At 60.9% G+C, this 17560-nt stretch carries 13 protein-coding genes; 8 read left to right on the top strand and 5 right to left on the bottom strand.

Features of this window, described 5'->3' with window-relative positions; translation table 11 throughout:
• The first annotated feature begins 86 nt into the window (after nt 1-86).
• The 4 genes from FHT79_RS20290 to FHT79_RS20275 all read left to right on the top strand — a co-directional run bounded on the left by FHT79_RS20290 (nt 87) and on the right by FHT79_RS20275 (nt 5464).
• On the top strand, nt 87-1478 hold the full coding sequence (locus FHT79_RS20290; protein ID WP_097595082.1) for a multicopper oxidase family protein: 1392 nt from the start codon (nt 87-89) through the stop codon (nt 1476-1478).
• Between the two features lie 170 nt (nt 1479-1648).
• Nucleotides 1649-2794: a ribonuclease D gene (gene rnd, locus FHT79_RS20285; RefSeq protein WP_047616378.1), complete on the top strand. Its 1146-nt coding sequence runs from the start codon at nt 1649-1651 to the stop codon at nt 2792-2794.
• 144 nt (nt 2795-2938) lie between these two features.
• Nucleotides 2939-4000, top strand: coding sequence for an adenylate/guanylate cyclase domain-containing protein (locus FHT79_RS20280; RefSeq protein ID WP_025570680.1), 1062 nt, complete (start codon nt 2939-2941; stop codon nt 3998-4000).
• A 105-nt stretch (nt 4001-4105) separates the two neighbouring features.
• Complete coding sequence (locus FHT79_RS20275; protein WP_097595081.1) at nt 4106-5464, top strand: esterase-like activity of phytase family protein; 1359 nt, start codon at nt 4106-4108, stop codon at nt 5462-5464.
• Nucleotides 5465-5754: 290 nt separating this feature from the next.
• Here the strand turns inward: FHT79_RS20275 and ppx are convergent, their stop codons facing one another.
• The 4 genes from ppx to FHT79_RS20255 form a co-directional block, all read right to left on the bottom strand.
• Nucleotides 5755-7275 carry an exopolyphosphatase gene (gene ppx / locus FHT79_RS20270; protein WP_047616371.1) on the bottom strand — a complete coding sequence of 507 codons (1521 nt, stop codon included), beginning with the start codon at nt 7273-7275 and terminating at the stop codon, nt 5755-5757.
• Between the two features lie 12 nt (nt 7276-7287).
• A complete protein-coding gene (locus FHT79_RS20265; protein WP_047616369.1) occupies nt 7288-9492 on the bottom strand; it encodes an RNA degradosome polyphosphate kinase in 2205 nt (734 codons plus the stop codon).
• Between the two features lie 66 nt (nt 9493-9558).
• Complete coding sequence (hdaA, locus tag FHT79_RS20260; RefSeq protein ID WP_025570229.1) at nt 9559-10272, bottom strand: DnaA regulatory inactivator HdaA; 714 nt, start codon at nt 10270-10272, stop codon at nt 9559-9561.
• Entirely contained in the window at nt 10265-11389 is a 1125-nt protein-coding gene (locus FHT79_RS20255) for an AI-2E family transporter (RefSeq protein ID WP_047616367.1), read from the bottom strand. Before FHT79_RS20255 ends, hdaA begins: the two co-directional genes overlap by 8 nt.
• 245 nt (nt 11390-11634) lie before the next feature.
• Between FHT79_RS20255 and purM the strand changes: the two genes are divergently transcribed.
• Nucleotides 11635-12708 carry a phosphoribosylformylglycinamidine cyclo-ligase gene (purM, locus tag FHT79_RS20250; RefSeq protein WP_047616365.1) on the top strand — a complete coding sequence of 358 codons (1074 nt, stop codon included), beginning with the start codon at nt 11635-11637 and terminating at the stop codon, nt 12706-12708.
• The gene (gene purN / locus FHT79_RS20245) at nt 12705-13376 is read left to right on the top strand and encodes a phosphoribosylglycinamide formyltransferase (RefSeq protein WP_025570223.1); all 672 of its coding nucleotides are present in this window, start codon (nt 12705-12707) and stop codon (nt 13374-13376) included. Before purM ends, purN begins: the two co-directional genes overlap by 4 nt.
• A 788-nt stretch (nt 13377-14164) precedes the next feature.
• Here purN and FHT79_RS20240 read toward each other — a convergent pair.
• Nucleotides 14165-15334, bottom strand: coding sequence for an alpha-D-ribose 1-methylphosphonate 5-triphosphate diphosphatase (locus tag FHT79_RS20240; RefSeq protein WP_097595079.1), 1170 nt, complete (start codon nt 15332-15334; stop codon nt 14165-14167).
• Between the two features lie 238 nt (nt 15335-15572).
• Between FHT79_RS20240 and FHT79_RS20235 the strand changes: the two genes are divergently transcribed.
• Together FHT79_RS20235 and FHT79_RS20230 are read left to right on the top strand one after the other, a co-directional pair.
• The gene (locus FHT79_RS20235) at nt 15573-16187 is read left to right on the top strand and encodes a PadR family transcriptional regulator (protein ID WP_179874685.1); all 615 of its coding nucleotides are present in this window, start codon (nt 15573-15575) and stop codon (nt 16185-16187) included.
• Nucleotides 16188-16197: 10 nt separating this feature from the next.
• Nucleotides 16198-17496 (top strand): NAD(P)/FAD-dependent oxidoreductase, encoded by a 1299-nt coding sequence (locus tag FHT79_RS20230; protein ID WP_048338663.1) that lies wholly within the window; start codon nt 16198-16200, stop codon nt 17494-17496.
• Nucleotides 17497-17560: the final 64 nt, after the last annotated feature.

The following is a 17560-nucleotide window of genomic DNA, read 5'->3' as shown; positions in this document are numbered from 1 at the left end:
CTGCGGCAGTTTGGCCGCGCTTGCCGTATTGCTGAAGCTACCGGTCAACTTTAAAAGGATCGGCATTCTCACCGTGGAGCGTCCGCATGCCTCTGCTTACCCGCCGCAACCTCTTGAAGGCATCCGCCGTCGCGGGCGCTTATGGCGCCGGCATTGGCATTGCCGGCAAATTCGGGCTTGCCGAGGCAGCTCCCGAGCCGCAGTTGCTGACGGCGGTAAAGACCGAGGCCATGCTGACCGAGGCGGGACCGACCAAGGATATCATGAGCTGGGGCCACGACGGCATGCCGCCGGTTTTGAGGATGACCAAGGGACGCCCTTATGCGGCGCGGCTGAAAAACGGGCTCGACGAGCCGACCACGATCCACTGGCACGGGCTTCGCATCGACAACCGCATGGACGGCGTACCGTTCATGACGCAGCCCTACATCTATACCGGCGACAGCTTCGATTATGCCTTCACGCCACCCGATGCCGGCACCTTCTGGTATCATCCGCATTGCAACACGCTGACGCAGATGGGGCACGGCATGACCGGCGTCATCGTCGTCGAGGACCCAGCCGATCCGGGGTTCGATGCCGAAGTGGTGCTGAACCTGCGTGACTGGCGGCTCGGCGGCGACGGGCAATTCATCGCTCCCTTCCGGCCGCGCGACGCGGCCAAGACCGGCACCTACGGCACGGTGCGCACAGCCAACTGGCACCAGGAACCGCAATATGACGCGCCGGCCGGCGGGCTGGTGCGGCTGCGCATCGCGATCACCGACGTGACGCGGATCTTCTCGCTGAAGATGGAAGGCGCCGATGCGACGGTGATTGCGATCGACGGCAATCCGGTGCCGACGCGTTTTCCCCTCGACCTCCTGCAGATCGGGCCGGGTCAACGGCTCGATCTTGCCGTGCGCATGCCGGATAGCGAAGGCGCGGTCGCGACGCTGGAAGATATCCGCGGCACGACGCCGAAGACGATCGCCAGCCTGCGCGCGGTCGGATCATCATTGAAGCGCGATATCGGCGATCTCGGGCCGCTTGTCGAAAATCCGGTGCCGAAGGCCGATCTTTCCACCGCCGAACAGATCCCGCTGGTGCTGAGCGCCACCGCCGAGAATGCCGCCGTCGAAAGCATCTGCGGCACGCTCGGCTACAGTTTCTGGGCCATCAACAAGGTGCCGTGGCCGGGCGACACGCCCGATCCGACGGCGCCGCTTGCGGAATTGAAGCTCGGCAGGAGCTATGTCTTCAATCTGGAGAACACCACGCCGCATACGCATCCGATCCATCTGCACGGGATGAGCTTCACGGTGATCTCCTCCTCGACGCGGGAGGTGATGCCGCTCACCTCCGATACCTATCTCATCCAACCGGACGAGAAGGTGCAGCTCGCCTTCGTCGCCGACAATCCCGGCGACTGGCTGCTGCATTGCCATATCATCGAGCATCAGAAGACGGGGATGACGAGTTATCTCAGGGTGAGCTGAGACCGCGCGCCTTCACGATCGTGGCCGCGCGTCGCGCCGTGGTTCGCCCTTGCCTCAGTTTGGACGTGATTCTTCGCCAGCAATGCTCGAAGCGTATGCTGTTGTATTGACATATCGAACCGAAAGGAGAAGGAAGGTTCAACCGACCTTTTCCTTGCGAATGAAATGATATGATCGAAACCACCGCCGATTTGGCGGCCGCCTGCAAAGAGCTGGCCAAGTCCGACTTCATCACCATCGACACCGAATTCCTGCGCGAGACGACCTTCTGGCCGGAGCTCTGCCTGATCCAGATGGCAAGCCCGACGACCGAAGTTCTCGTCGATCCGCTGGCCAAGGGCATCGATCTCGCCCCCTTCTTCGAGCTGATGGCCGACCCGAAGGTGCTGAAGGTCTTTCACGCGGCGCGCCAGGATATCGAAATCATCTTCAATCGCGGCAATCTCATTCCGCATCCGATCTTCGACACGCAGGTCGCCGCCATGGTCTGCGGCTTCGGCGACAGCGTCTCCTATGATCAACTGGTCAGCCGAATCAAGAGTGTCCATATCGACAAGTCGTCGCGCTTCACCGACTGGAGCCGCCGGCCGCTCTCCGACAAGCAACTGGAATATGCATTGGCCGACGTCACCCACCTGCGCGACGTCTACCTGTCGCTGAAGGCGGAGCTCGATCGCGAAGGCCGCACCTCCTGGCTCTCGGAGGAAATGGATATTCTCGAGGCGCGCGAGACTTACGACATGCATCCCGACGATGCCTGGCAGCGGTTGAAGATGCGTCTGCGCAAGCCGCAGGAGCTGGCGATCCTGAAATATGTCGCCGCCTGGCGCGAACGCGAGGCACGCGCCCGCAACGTGCCGCGGTCGCGCGTGCTGAAGGACGATGCGATCTACGAGATCGCCCAGCAGCAGCCCAAGGATACCGAGGCGCTGGGCCGTCTGCGCACCATTCCGAAAGGCTGGGAGCGCTCGACTTCCGGCGCCGCTGTCATCGAGGCCGTCAACGCGGCGCTTGCTCTTCCGAAGGCCGATATGCCGCACGCACCACGCCAGGCGCAGGCGCCCGAAGGGGCCGCTGCTGCCGTCGAACTGCTCAAGGTGCTGTTGAAGCTGATTTCGGAAAAACACGGCGTCGCGCCGAAGGTGATCGCCAACAGCGAGGATCTCGACAGGATCGCCGCCGAGGGCGAAAAGGCCGATGTCGCGGCCCTCAGCGGCTGGCGGCGCGATCTTTTCGGCGAGCCGGCGCTGCGGCTGATCCAGGGCGACATCGCTCTGCGCTTCGTCGACCGGAAGGTCGAAACCGTCAGCCTCTGAGGTTGGATAGATTATGCAGCACTTCCAAGTGCTGCATCGTGCTTCACGCGTCCGAACGACGCGGCGCCGTCGTTTCGAATTCGCTTGACGGTTGGTTCCGGCCGGAAACAATGGCTGGGTGAAACATCACGGCGCAGAGGCGGCATGCGGGAAATATCTCCGACGCAGAATTGGATCCTGATCGCGATCGTCCTCGCGGCCAGCGGCGTCATCTATGATTCCATGTTCTATTCCAACCAGACGCCCGTCATCGGAGCGATCTTCGCGCTTTTCATCGGCATGCCGATCATCGCTTTCGAGCGTAAGGTGCTGTTGCGCACGCTCTACAGGCGCATCCAGAAGCTGCCGACTTTCGCCTTCATCATCACCGAGCTGGTGATCTATGAGATCCTGATGAGCATCGGCTTTGCCTGCGCGGGCCTGCTGCTCTGGTCGGTCGGCATGCTGAAGCCGCCGTCGCTCCTCGATCTCGTCATCATGCCGTTCGAGGTCTTCCTCTATGCGCTGGCGGTCTGCGCCTTGATGATCTTCGTCCTGCGTGTGCGAGAACTGCTCGGCCGCGACGTTTTCCTCAGCATGCTCGTCAGCCGCTACCGCAATCCGGTCAGGGAAGAACGTGTCTTCCTGTTCATCGATCTCGTCGATTCGACGGCCTTTGCCGAAAAGCACGGTGACCTCAGGGCGCAGCAGCTGCTGAGCTCGCTGTTTGCGACCTTCGCCGAGCCCGTCAGGCGTCACAAGGGCATGATCAACGACTATGTCGGGGATGCCGCGATCATCACCTGGCCGCTTGCCCGTGGTGTCAAGAATGCGCGCTGCGTGCGCTGCATCTTCGACATCCTCGCCGATATCGACGCCAATGCCGCCGGCTGGCGGAAAAATTACGGCCAGGTGCCGAAGCTGCGCGCCGCCCTTCACGGCGGCGAGATCATCACCGCCGAAGTCGGCGTCGACCATCACAAAATCAGCTATTTCGGCGATACGGTGAACACCACCGCCCGGCTGGAAACCCTCTGCCGCAGTCTGAACCGGCCGGTGCTGATCTCCGCCGAGCTTGCCCGGCGCATGGAGTTTCCCGACAACATCTCCTGCGAAGATCTCGGCACCCATGCCGTCAGGGGCCGCGGCCAGGCGCTTGGCGTCATGGCGCTTTCCTCACGCGCGGTGACCGTCCTGAACACGCCCGCCGTCATTCTGCACGGCTGAGCAGCGGTTCGGCCGCACGTCACCAAAGCTTCACCCAACCGTCAATTCGCTGACATCAAAGCCCTGCTAAGCGGAAAGCATTCGCATCCGTTCCACGGGGATATTATGAAGACCGTCCTTTTTGCTTCCGTATCGCTTTTCATCCTGGTCGCGACCTCCGCTGCGGCCGACCAGCAGCAGTTTCCGGCCAAGCTCGCCGGCCAGGCGATCCTGCCTGCCAACACCATGGTTCCGGCACCGGCCGATGCCCCCGAATTCCTCAAGCATTCCGGCAAGTTCACGACGGCGGACCGCAAGCGCACCGAAGCGCTCGGCACCGTTCCCGGCAAGGACGGCGCCCGCATCACCGATCTGAAGCTTCCCTTCAACGGCCAGCCGATCCAGGGTTTTTCCGGCATCAAGACGATGACCGACGGCACCTTCTGGACGCTCTCCGACAACGGCTTCGGCTCGAAGGCCAACTCGTCGGACTCCATGCTTTTCCTGCACCAGATGACGTTCGACTGGGCCGCCAACAAGGCTGAAGTCGTCAAGAACCTCTTCCTCTCCGATCCCAACAAGATCGCTCCGTTCCCGATCGTGCTCGAAGGCACCGACACGCGCTACCTCACCGGCGCCGACTTCGACATCGAATCGATCCAGCCGGTTGCCGACGGCTTCTGGCTCGGCGACGAATTCGGTCCCTACATCCTGAAATTCGACACGTCAGGCCGCCTGACCGACGTCATCCCGACGACGCTCGACGGCAAGCCGGTGCTTTCGCCCGACAATCCGCTGATCCAGCTGCCGGGCAACCCGGCCGCAAAGATGCCGGTCTTCAACCTGAAGCGCTCCGGCGGCTTCGAAGGCCTCGCCATGTCGAAGGATGGCTCCAAGCTCTACGGCCTGCTCGAAGGCGCCATCTACAAGGATGACGGCACCATGGAAACGGTCGATGGCCACACCGCCATCCGCGTCATCGAATTCGACGTCGCCACCAAGAAGTGGACCGGCCGCAGCTGGCTCTATCCGTTCGAAGACAAGGGCGTGTCGATCGGCGACTTCAACATGCTCGACGACACGACCGCACTCGTCATCGAGCGCGACAGCGGCGCCGGCACCAAGGGCAAGGCCTGCGCCGACCCGAAGCAGCCGAAGCCGGATTGCTTCGAGGCTCCGGCCGAACTGAAGCGCGTCTACAAGATCGAGTTCAACGATGCCAATGTCGGCAAGGCCGTCCGCAAGATCGGCTATATCGACCTCCTCAACATCCAGGACCCTGACAACAAGAAGAAGGCCGGCAGCAAGGACGGCGTCTACGACATGCCGTTCGTGACGATCGAAAACGTCGACCGCGTCGACGCCACGCATATCATCATCGGCAACGACAACAACCTGCCCTTCTCGGCCGGCCGCGCCGTCGACAAGGCCGACAATAACGAGTTCAGCCTGCTTGAGGTTGGCGAGTTTTTGAACGCGAAGTAATTCGGGTTTGATAAGGAATATGGAGGGTGGCGCGGAGGTGCCACCCTTTTGGTTTATGACGGTCGATATTTGGCGGCATGCCGTGTGATACCCCCCTCTGCCCTGCCGGGCATCTCCCCCACAAGTGGGGAGATTGGCTGGGGTCACTGGTTTCCCCAAACAATGAGCGTCCAGCAAGGCGAAAAGGTGGAGGGGCACGAAGTTCAAGCCACTTGTGATCTCCCCACCTGTGGGGGAGATGCCCGGCAGGGCAGAGGGGGGCTGGTACGGCACAACGCCGCAAATCAGACCTACTCGAACAAAAACGCCAGCCGCTTGTTCGTCAGTCGCGACAGCTGCTGCAGGCGGCCGTCCAGGCGTTCGCCGGCGAAATCGCGGTACTCGGGAGGCACGACGAATTCGAGGTCGAGGTCCGGGTTCGGCGATTTGCGGAAGGTCAGGTTCTTGACGATGCCGGGCATCGAGGCCGAGAAGAGGTAGACGACACGCAGCATGCCGCCGAGCAGCTTGGCGCGCTCGATGAGCTGAGGCGTGGCGATCTGGGCCAGCGGGCCGGTGGCGCCGTCGTCATGCAGGCCTTCGAAACGGTAATAGTTGGAAAGCGCGATAAAGGCGCGGCCGGGATGACTGATGCCGACGAAGGAAGAGTGAGCGATGACGTTCAGCGCCTGCAGCCCTCGATAGTCAGGATGGGCGCGCCAGCTGATATCGGCAAGCAGACAGGCGGCCTGACGGTAGCGGCTTTCCTCTTCGGTTTCCTGGATGCCGAAGAGGGGCATCATGCGGCCGGTCCATTCGGCCAGCTCGCGAGCATGCTCCGGCGAGCGGGCACGCAGGATCGCCAGCTCGCCGGCAGCGGCAAGCAGCGGATCGGCGCGGCGCTCGGCCTCCGACAGCAGCGAATAGAGATATCCCTCGCGCACACCTTGCGCCGAGAAGGAAATCATCGACGGCTTCATCGCGCTCAGCACTTCCTTCATGGCGACGGCGCCGAAGGGCAGCAGCGACCGGCGGTGCTTGGAAACGGCCTGCAGCGCCGGCTCCCTGGAGTCGCGCGCGGCCACCACCTGGTCGAGGAACAGCATCATCGCTTCGAGCGACACCTCATAGCCCTGCATCATGTGCAGCGGATAATGGGTGATTTCCATGTGCAGCTTGGCGATGTTTCGCCAGGTGCCGCCCACGGCGTAGAAGGTACGCCCCTCGCCTTTCGACAGCAGCTTTGCCGTCTTCAACTGCTTGCGGGCAAAGCTCTGGGCCTTGGAGAGCGAACCGCCGGCATATTCCGACAGGCGCAGGCCGCCGAGCGGCAGAGTGATGCCCTTGCCGAATTCCTTACCCTTGATATCGATCAGCTCCAGCGAGCCGCCGCCAAGGTCGCCGGCAATGCCGTCAGGATTGTAGAAACCGCTGATGATGCCGAGCGAGGCGAATTTCGCCTCTTCCTCGCCCGAAAGCACGCGGACCTTGCGGTTCAGGATGGTTTCTGCCTGGTGGATGAAATCGGGACCGTTGCTCGCCTCGCGCGCGGCTGCCGTTGCCAGCACATACATGGTGGCGGCGCGCGCCTGGTCGGACAGAGCCTTGAAACGATGCAGCGCCGCCAAAGCCCGCGCGACGCTGTCTTCATCCATCTTGCCGGTAAGGGCGACGCCCTTGCCAAGGCCGCAGAGGACCTTTTCGTTGAACAGGACGGTCGGCGAACGGGACATGCCTTCGTAGACGACTAGACGAATGGAATTCGATCCAATATCGACGACGGAGACCGGGGCGATCCCCGGAAGGCGCCCCTGGGCTTCAGATTCAACCATTTAGGTCCAGTTTTACTTGTTGTTGCGGCCTTCGAGCAGGCCGGCGATCAGCTTCGGCGCACTGGACTTCAGAGCTTCACCACGGCCCGACAGGCTCGGATTGGTCATGAAATACTGCTGCGCATTGAACGGTTCTTCGCCCCTGCGCACTTCCATGCGTCGCGACGTACCGTCGGGCAATATCTCGTAGCTTTGTTGATTGTCAATCACGTTGCCGAGCATAATCTGTGACAAGACTTGCTCGTGAACGGTCGGATTCGTCAGCGGAACCATGGTTTCGACGCGGCGATCGAGGTTTCGCGGCATCATGTCGGCCGAACCGATGTAAACCAGCGCCTTATCGGACGGCAGGCCGTGGCCGTTGCCGAAGCAGAAGATGCGGCTGTGTTCGAGGAAGCGGCCGACGATCGACTTGACGCGGATCTTCTCTGAAAGGCCGGGCACCTGCGGGCGCAGGCAGCAGATGCCGCGCACCACCAGATCGATCTCGACGCCGGCATGGCTGGCGCGATAGAGCGCATCGATGATGTCGGGATCGACAAGAGCGTTCATCTTCATCCAGATCGCGGCCGGCGCGCCGTTCCTGGCATGCTGGATCTCCTCCTCGATGTGGCGCAGGATGCGCGGGCGCATCGTATAGGGCGAGATGGCGAGCTGCATGCCCTGTTCGGGCTCGCCGTAGCCGGTGATGAAGTTGAAGATATTCGCCATGTCATGGGCGATGACGGGATTGCAGGTAAAATAGGAAAGGTCGGTATAAATCTTCGCGGTGATCGGGTGGTAGTTGCCCGTTCCGAGGTGGCAATAGGTGCGCAGCTTGCCTTCCTCGCGCCGGACGACCATCGACATCTTGGCGTGGGTCTTGAGCTCGATGAAACCGAAGACGACCTGCACGCCGGCGCGTTCGAGATCGCGCGCCCAGCGGATGTTCGCCTCTTCGTCGAAGCGGGCCTTGAGCTCGACCAGCGCCGTCACCGACTTGCCGGCTTCGGCGGCGTCGATCAGGGCGCGGACGATCGGGCTGTCGTTGGAGGTACGGTAAAGCGTCTGCTTTATCGCCAGGACGTCAGGATCGCGCGCAGCCTGGAGAAGAAACTGGACCACCACGTCGAAAGATTCGTAGGGGTGATGGACGACCATGTCCTTTTCGCGGATGGCGGCAAAGCAGTCGCCGGCATGTTCGCGGACGCGCTCGGGAAATCGCGCGTTGTAGGGGGCAAACCTGAGATCCTCGCGCGGCGCCTTGGTGATCTCGGACAGGGTGTTCAACGCCAAAAGACCCGGCAGAACGGCGACGCGATTGTCCGGGATATTGAGGGCCTGAACGACGAACTGGCGCAGCGAGGCCGGCATTTCCGAGTCGGTCTCGATGCGGATGACCTTACCGCGGCGGCGGCGCTTCAGCGCCGTTTCGAAAAAGCGGACGAGATCCTCGGCCTCTTCCTCGACTTCGATATCGCTGTCGCGGATGACGCGGAACGTACCGGAACCCTGCACCTCGTAACCCGGGTAGAGCCGATGGATGAAGATGTTGGCGACATCTTCCAGCGTAATGTAGCGGATCGTGTTTCCATCATCCGGCAGACGAACGAAGCGGTCGAGCGCCACCGGCAGGCGCAGCAGCGCCGTCATCGGCTCGCGGCCGTTCTTGCTGACGAGCTGCAGGCCGATCGAGAAGCCGAGATTCGGAATGAAGGGGAACGGATGGGCCGGATCGATCGACAGCGGCGTCAGGACCGGGAAGATCGCCTGCTCGAATTCGGCGGCCAGCCACTGGCGGTCGGCATCGCTCAAGGCGCCGGGGCGCACGATCAGGATGTCTTCCTTGGCGAGATATTGCTGCAGGACGGCGAGCGAGGCCTGCTGCTCCATCTGCAGATGGTCGATCTCCTGCAGGATCGAGTCGAGCTGCTCGGCCGGCGTCTTGCCGTCGGGGCTGCGGATGGCGATGTTCTGGCGCACCTGGCCCTCGAGGCCGGCGACACGCACCATGAAGAATTCATCGAGGTTGGCGGCTGAGATCGACAAGAAGCGGACGCGCTCGAGCAGCGGATGCTCGGTATTTAGCGTTTCTTCGAGGACACGGCGGTTGAACTGCAGCCAGGAGAATTCTCGGTTGATGAAGCGCTCGGGGCTCTTGAGCAGCTCTTCCAGCGGGGGAGTGTTGTCGTTGATCTCGGGAGCGAGTTCTTGATGTTCTGCGACTGCACTATCCATTGTCCGCTTACCCCGTTCTCAATCGCCAAAGGCAATTATATCAGTTTGACGACGGAACTGTGACAGTCAATCGGCCGGTTCCGAATTTCCCAATTCATTCAATACTTCGGCAGCAAGAGACCGGGTGATTTTCGTGCCCCGCGACAGGGCCAGCCGGTCAAGCCTTTCGACGATCGTCTGGGCCGCGTTCAGCGACCGCTCCATCCGGTTGACGATATAGAGCACGAGTTTGTCATCTATATAAAGCTGCCGGTCGGCGAAGAGCTTGACGATCACCTGCGACAACAGCGCCTCATCGGGTTCGCCGATCTCGACGACGGTTGCCGCTTTCAGGCGTGAGCGCAGATCGGGCAGCGAAACCGGCCATGACATCGGCCAGAGACGGCTGGTGATCAACAGGCTGGTGCCGTTTTCGCGCACGCTGTTGATGACGTGGAAGAGCGCGTTGTCATCGAAGCCGAGGCGATCGGCGTCCTCGAACAGCACCGGGCCGGCGGCGGCGGCAACGGCGGCATCCGAGCCGAGCTCGGGATGGATGTCGACGGCGCCGCTCAAGTCCCGCCAGATGCGGGCAAGATGCGATTTACCCGAGCCGACCGGGCCGGCGAGCACGACGACCGGCGATGGCCATGCGGGCCAGGCATCGACGATCGAAACGGCGGCGGCGAGACGCTCCGAGATCAGGAGGTCGTCGCGCCCGCTTGCGGCATCGTGCGAAAAGACCAGCGGCAACTGCTCTCCGGCCTTGCGCTTCGGATCAGCGTTCTTGACGTCATTCATTGGGAACTGATTTCGTCTTCCGGGCGCGGCCGCTTGATGACCCGCCAAAATAAAGATCGCTCTGAAGGTAGCGTGAAAGCGCGAAGCGAACAAGGACGCCGACGGCCGCGGCGGCCGGCACGGCGACCAAAAGACCGACGAAACCGAAGAGCGCGCCGAAGGCAAAAAGCGCAAACATCAGCCAGACCGGATGCAGGCCGACGCTGGAACCGACGAGCTTCGGCTGCAGAATGTTGCCTTCCAGGAACTGGCCGCTGAAGAAGACGACGAGCACCAGCCCGATCCAGGGATAATCCGGCCAGAACTGCACGAGCGCCACGCCGATGGCGAGGACGAGGCCAACCATCGAGCCGACATAGGGAATGAAACTGATCATGCCGGCGAAGAGGCCGATCAGCAGGCCGAAATTCAACCCGACGAGAGAAAGGCCGACGGCATAATAGATGCCGAGGATAAGGCAGAGCGAGCCCTGGCCGCGGATGAAGCCCGCGATCGCCTGGTCGATCTCCTTGGCGATCTGGCGGACATCGCTGACATAATCGCGCGGGATCCACTGATCGACCTTGGCAACCATGCGGTCCCAGTCGAGCAGGATATAGAAGGCGACGACGGGGGTGACGACGAGCAGCGATAGGACGTCGACGATCGCCTTGCCGGAATTCCAGATCTGCGCGAAGAGCCCGGTGAGGAACCCCATGCCCTCCGACAGGATGCCGGAGAGATTGTCCTTGATCGCGCCCATCTGGTTCTCGACCCAGTCCGGCAGCAGCGAGTTCTGCGCCTGCGTGATGAACTGCTGCAACTGGCTGATATAACCCGGCAGACGCTGAGCGAAATCGTTGAACTGGCTGATGAGCACGGGGATGAGGATCATCAGCGCTAAGGCGAAGACGATGACGAAGGCGACCAGAATGCCGATGGTCGCCATCATCCGGCTGAGGCCGAGACGCTCCAGCCGATCGGCCACCGGATCGAGGAAATAGGCGATCGCCATGCCGGCGATGAACGGCAGCAGGATCGAGCTGAAGACGTAGAGAAAGACGATGAAGAAGACGAGCACTGCCAGCCAGAAGAAGATCTGACGCTTGAGACTGTTGCCGCTGACATGCTGTGGCATCGCTTCCCCGTTGATTGCTCGCCGCCGCCAAACGCCGCATCCGATCCGAAGCGGCCATTCAGCACATAGGATGCAGGCGCAAAGATGGTCAACCCTGTCTCGTCAAATCCCGGAAAGGGTGGAGGAAGACGCGGGAAATTGGGGGCTTTTGCCATGCAACGCTTGCATAAACGCCCCTGTCATGCAATTGCGACCGGCAGATGACGCGGCACGTTTGCCGCCTGAAATAGCCATCGGAGACCAGCATGAGCCAGTCTGGGAAAAACGGCCTGACATATAGCGATGCAGGCGTCGATATCGATGCCGGCAACCTCCTCGTCGAGAAGATCAAGCCGGCAGTGCGTTCGACGCGCCGTCCCGGCGCCGATGGCGAGATCGGCGGCTTCGGCGGGCTCTTCGACCTCAAGGCGGCGGGCTTCACCGATCCGGTTCTGGTCGCCGCCAATGACGGGGTCGGCACCAAGCTGAAGATCGCCATCGATGCCGACTATCACGACAGCGTCGGCATCGACCTCGTCGCCATGTGCGTCAACGATCTCGTCGTGCAGGGCGCCGAGCCTCTGTTCTTCCTCGATTATTTCGCGACCGGCAAGCTCGACCCCGACCAGGGCGCAGCCATCGTCGGCGGTATTGCCGCCGGCTGCCGCGAGGCCGGCTGCGCGCTGATCGGCGGCGAGACCGCCGAGATGCCCGGCATGTATTCCTCCGGCGACTACGATCTCGCCGGTTTTGCCGTGGGTGCTGCCGAACGCGGCAAGCTGCTGCCCTCGGGCGATATCGCCGAGGGTGACGTGATCCTCGGCCTCGCCTCCTCCGGCGTCCATTCCAACGGCTTCTCGCTGGTGCGCAAGATCGTCGAACTGTCCGGCCTCGACTGGAATGCCGCCGCACCTTTTGCCGAAGGCCGCCTGCTCGGCGAAGCCCTGCTCGAACCGACCCGCATCTATGTGAAGCCGCTTCTGAAGGCGATCCGCGAGACCGGCGCCATCAAGGCGCTGGCGCACATCACCGGCGGCGGTTTCCCGGAAAACATTCCGCGCGTCCTGCCGAAGCATCTGGCGGCCGAGATCGATCTTGACGCCGTCAAGGTGCCGCCGGTGTTTTCGTGGCTCGCCAAGACGGGCGGCGTCGAATCCAGGGAAATGCTGCGCACCTTCAATTGCGGCGTCGGCATGATCGCCGTCGTTGCCGTCGAGAACGTCGCGGCCGTTTCGGCCGCCCTCGAAGCCGAGGGCGAGACTGTGATCACGCTCGGCCGCATGATCGCCCGCGACGAAGGCGCTGCCGGCACGGTCTACAAGGGCACGCTTGCGATATGAGCGCACCGCGCAAACGCGTCGTCGTCTTCATATCAGGCAGCGGCTCCAACATGATGGCGTTGGTTGCGGCGGCGAAGGCCGCCGACTATCCGGCCGAGATCGTCGGGGTGATTTCCGACAAGGCGGATGCCGGCGGGCTTGCCAAGGCTGATGCCGAAGGCATCGCCACCTTCGCTTTCCCCCGCAAGGACTACGCCAGCAAGGACGCGCATGAAGCGGCGATCTTTTCGGCGCTCGACGAGCTTTCGCCCGACATTCTGTGCCTGGCAGGCTACATGCGGCTACTGACGGCAACCTTCATCCAGCGTTACGAAGGCCGGATGCTCAACATCCACCCTTCCCTGCTGCCACTGTTTCCCGGCCTGCATACGCATCAGCGGGCGATCGACGCCGGGATGCGGATCGCGGGCTGCACGGTGCATTTCGTCACCGAGGGCATGGATGAAGGGCCGGTGATCGGCCAGGCGGCCGTACCGGTTCTCTCGGGCGACACAGCCGAAAGCCTTGCCGCGCGTGTGCTCACCATCGAACATCAAATCTATCCGCAGGCGCTGCGGCTGTTTGCCGAAGGCCGGGTGACGATGGAAGGCGGCAAGGCGGTCGGCGCGGAGGCCTCGACCGCCGCACCCAAGGCACAGCTGATTTCGCTGATCGGCGACCGCGCTTAGATTGCTGCGCTATTTTCTGAAAGCCGGTAACTTTCTCAGGTCTTCCCTTCCTGTCTCAACACCGGAGCTTGCGGAAAGAATTGAGCAGCGCCTGCCGCTATGACTTCAAAATAATCACAGAGGTCAGCCAACTGATTCCATCCTGTGGTATCAGGTATTCTTGATTCTCCTTCTGAGCCATCGCTTGGCCACCAGAACAATATTTCCAATGATTACGTAAGAGGACAAAAACAATAGAGGAAGGTGAATCGCGACCGAGCCGTAACCTCCCCTCTCACACAGCGTCTCTACCGAAGCTTGACTTAAAACAATCTTGGATCCACTCAATATCGTAGCAAATGGATAGTTGAATATTACAAAATATATTATAACGAAAACAAAAATACCTCTATCGTAGATATAACAAAAAACAACAGAAATCAAAGAAATAAATATCAGAACAAATCCTGGATATTTATATACAAATAAAATCGCATTCAATAAGGAGGCGGCCGATTTTTCGCATTGTATATATTTATCGCCTATATAAACATTCGGGATACCATATTGGTTATCGTAGTAAATTGACATGACAATTACACATATTGTCGCGATTCCACTTAAAACGAGCGGCAGCAGCCCCCACTCCTTGTGCAGCAATCTTGGCTCAGATGACATCTTGACTTCGCATCGTCGGCAGTCTTGTTCCGGAGTTATGTGATAGTCGGGGTACCGTCGACGAGAAACCTGTTTAGCCGGGATCTCGTCATTCTGTGGTGGAGGGATTACTTCGACGCTCAGACGTGCAGCTAAGCCGCCAAAGCCCGCAGCGGATGCAGCGTGCCGTCGCTGTAGACGAAGCGGCCGGCGCGGAAAGTGGCGCGGATGCGGTTGATATCGCCCGGTTCGACCACGACGAGATCGGCGCGCTGACCAAGGGCGATCTCGCCACGATCCGACAGACCGGCCGAGCGGGCCGCATTGCCGGTCGCCATGGCAACGGCTGCCGGCAGGCCGCCTTCCACCATGTCGGCAAGCTTGAAGATGCCGGGCACGAAGGCGGCCGGATGATAGTCGGCGGCGATGACGCTGAGCAGGCCGGCCCTGGCGGCATCGAGGGCACTGAGATTGCCCGACATCGACTGGCCGCGCAGCGCGTTCGGCGCGCCCATCAGCGTCCAGAGGCCACGGCGGCGCGCCTCTTCCGCCGCAGGTGCCGTGACCGGAAACTCGCTGATGGTGACGCCGAGATCATGCATCTCGGCGACTTTTTCGACGCTGTCATCGTCATGCGAGGCAAGCGACAGCTTGTGCCTCAGCGACAGCGCGACGATTTCCTTCAGCTTGGCCTCGATCTCGGGATTGTTGCGCATGGCGATACGCTTGGCGACGATCTCCGCCGCCATGTCCTCGGAAATGGCGCGGCGCTCGGAAATGCTGAGGATGTAGCTCTGCAGATTGTTGTACTGGCCCTGGCCCGGCGTGTGGTCGGTCAGCGAGACCATGTCGATCTGGTCGGCATTCAGCAGGCGCTCGAGTGCCGGGGCTGCACCGACATTGGTGATTTCGTAGCGGGCATGGACGCGGTGGTCGATCAGCAGATCATCACGCAGGCGGTTGATGCCCTCGATCACCGCCGAGGTGGTTTCCAGCGAACGGACATGGCCGTAGACGCTCTCGGTCGCAAAAGAGACGGCGGCAAAGGCGGTCGTGACACCGGCGGCGGCAAGCTTCTTGTCGAGTTCGTGGATGCCGAAATCGATCGGCATCGTCGCGTTCGGCCGCGGGGCGATCTCGCGCTCGATCATGTCGCCGTGCAGATCGACGAATGCGGGCATCAGCAGCCGTCCTCCGCCATCGACAGCAGCGGCGGCGACCGGCTCCGGCCTGATCTCAGCGATGACGCCATCCTCAACACGCACGGCACCTTCACTCACCACCTCGTTTGGGAGAACGAGGGTGAAATTGCTGAGCCACATGGGCTTTCTCCTGACCGCATCCGATGATTGACAAGCCGCAGCGGATAAAACCGCTTCGTGACAGTCGTATGAAATTTCGAGCGCGATCACCTTAAAGCGGAAACTTGCGCTTTGGAATTGGTTGAATGCGCTCGCCGCGCGGATTCACGACCATCGTTTCAAACAGCGCGAGTCTCGAATCCAGCGACCTGGAGCCTTCGAATTGACTAGTTATAAATAAACTAGTAGTATTATTACTATGACGTCTATCAAACGCTCTCCAGTCGCGCTCGCCGTCCTTGCAATGCTCATGGAAGAGCCAATGCATCCTTACCGAATGCAGCGGCTCATCAAGGAGCGCGGCAAGGACGAAGTGATCAATGTCACGCAGAGGGCGAGCCTTTATCAAACAATCCAGCGGCTCGAACGCGAGGGCTTGATCATCCCGCGGAAAACAGTCCAGGACGACAAGCGTCCAGAGCGAACCGTGTACGAGATAAACGAGAAGGGCCGCGAAATCGCGCTGGAATGGATGCGGGCGATATTGTCAACCCTGACGCGAGAATATCCGGAATTCCCCGCGGCGATGTCATTTCTTCCGCTGCTTACGCCTGATGATGTGACGAGCCAGCTTGAGCTCAGAGCAAAAGCCATCGAGTCGGAACTTCGCAGGATCGACGACGTCTTGCAGGAAGCTCAGGCTGTTCCCAGGCTCTTCCTTCTCGAGATGGAATATCTCCGAGCTATCCACGCAGCCGAATTATCCTGGGTCAGTGGCATTGTCGGGGACCTCAGCGCCCAGCGTATCACCTGGACAGAGGAGTGGCTGAGACAGATCGCCGCCAAATTCTCCATCGCCCCCAAACTCGACTAGGACCAACACCATGAAGGTTTTGATTATCGGCGCCGGGACCGGCGGTTTGGCGCTCGCACATCTGCTTAAGCAGGCTGGGGTTTGCATAGCGGTATATGAGCGCGACTTTGCGCCGAGCACCGACAGTGGTGGTTATCGCGTCGGCATCAGCCCGGCTGGAAGCCGTGCGCTAAAAGCCTGTGTCCCCGGCGAACTCTACGATCTCTATGTCGCCACCTGCGCCAGGTCGCCACGCTATTTCAACATGCTCACTGAACAACTGGGCGAAGTCCTGAGCTTCGATATCGATGATGCAGGCCCGAACGCTCTCGACGGTGAAAAGAACGTCATTCGAAAGACGCTGAGGCGGGTTCTGCTCAGAGGACTTGAAGACGACGTCTTCTTCGGGAAGACGCTTCAAAGTTACACAAACAGCGCCGACGGGTCGGTCATAGCTTGCTTTCAGGATGGAAGTCTCGCGACGGGAGATGTGCTGGTGGGCGCTGACGGCACGAATTCGACTGTACGCAAGCAACGTCTGCCGGAAGCGCGTCTGGAAGACACGGGGATCGTGTCGCTCGGGGGCAAAATTCCGATGACGGACGCGACGAAAGCTCTGCTGTCGGACAAAATGTTTCAAGGCATGTCGCTGATCATGGCGCCGATGGGCTTCGGCGCAATCATTCACTCGCTCGAGTTCGCCGGCACTAGAAGCGACCCAGGTTTTATTGCTCGTTGGCCGGACTTCGTCGAAGCACTCGACGAGGACAGCGTCGGTTGGGGGGTATGGGGAGCTCGGCAGAACTGGCCGCGGGACCCGACCGGTCTGAGCGGCGAACAATTGAGAGAACTGGGCTTGAAACTCACCCGGGACTGGCATCCGCACTTACATGCGCTCATTCAGATGACGGAGCCCTCGACGATCCACGATATCAGGATGAGAACCGCCGTCCCGCTGACGCCTTGGGCGAGTTCGAATGTCACTCTGCTCGGTGACGCCGTCCATACGATGACGCCAGGACGAGGCGCGGGCGCCAATACCGCGCTTCGCGATGCCGCACTGCTCGGACACATGCTGGTTGAAGCGAACCAAGGGCGAAAACCGCTTGTCCAAGCCATACATGCCTACGAAGTCGAGATGCTTCGCTACAGTACCGAAGCGATCCGAGAATCGAAAAAGCAGATGGATGCCAGCGACCTGGTCCATCGGCCGATTGTCGGCAGACTTCAACTCGCTGTCACGCGCGGCGTAATGCGCATCATCAATGCGGTACCTGCACTGAAGCAGCGCGCCTTTCAGCAGATGATGCGAGTTCGCGGGGAAAACTAAACGGGTCGCGGATCATGTCGATCCGCCCGAAGTAACTTGACGAACCAGGTCTCGATCGCCTTAC

Source organism: Rhizobium sp. BK212, from assembly GCF_014197475.1.
Lineage (GTDB): Bacteria > Pseudomonadota > Alphaproteobacteria > Rhizobiales > Rhizobiaceae > Rhizobium > Rhizobium anhuiense.
This window is presented reverse-complemented; position numbering and strand designations above follow the sequence as displayed.

Bases quoted from the DNA above. Each gene is read 5' to 3' on its own strand.
- FHT79_RS20290 (WP_097595082.1), top strand. From the start codon at position 87: ATGCCTCTGCTTACCCGCCGCAACCTCTTGAAGGCATCCGCCGTCGCG.
- rnd (WP_047616378.1), top strand. From the start codon at position 1,649: ATGATCGAAACCACCGCCGATTTGGCGGCCGCCTGCAAAGAGCTGGCC.
- FHT79_RS20280 (WP_025570680.1), top strand. From the start codon at position 2,939: ATGCGGGAAATATCTCCGACGCAGAATTGGATCCTGATCGCGATCGTC.
- FHT79_RS20275 (WP_097595081.1), top strand. From the start codon at position 4,106: ATGAAGACCGTCCTTTTTGCTTCCGTATCGCTTTTCATCCTGGTCGCG.
- ppx (WP_047616371.1), bottom strand. From the start codon at position 7,275: ATGGTTGAATCTGAAGCCCAGGGGCGCCTTCCGGGGATCGCCCCGGTC.
- FHT79_RS20265 (WP_047616369.1), bottom strand. From the start codon at position 9,492: ATGGATAGTGCAGTCGCAGAACATCAAGAACTCGCTCCCGAGATCAAC.
- hdaA (WP_025570229.1), bottom strand. From the start codon at position 10,272: ATGAATGACGTCAAGAACGCTGATCCGAAGCGCAAGGCCGGAGAGCAG.
- FHT79_RS20255 (WP_047616367.1), bottom strand. From the start codon at position 11,389: ATGCCACAGCATGTCAGCGGCAACAGTCTCAAGCGTCAGATCTTCTTC.
- purM (WP_047616365.1), top strand. From the start codon at position 11,635: ATGAGCCAGTCTGGGAAAAACGGCCTGACATATAGCGATGCAGGCGTC.
- purN (WP_025570223.1), top strand. From the start codon at position 12,705: ATGAGCGCACCGCGCAAACGCGTCGTCGTCTTCATATCAGGCAGCGGC.
- FHT79_RS20240 (WP_097595079.1), bottom strand. From the start codon at position 15,334: ATGTGGCTCAGCAATTTCACCCTCGTTCTCCCAAACGAGGTGGTGAGT.
- FHT79_RS20235 (WP_179874685.1), top strand. From the start codon at position 15,573: ATGACGTCTATCAAACGCTCTCCAGTCGCGCTCGCCGTCCTTGCAATG.
- FHT79_RS20230 (WP_048338663.1), top strand. From the start codon at position 16,198: ATGAAGGTTTTGATTATCGGCGCCGGGACCGGCGGTTTGGCGCTCGCA.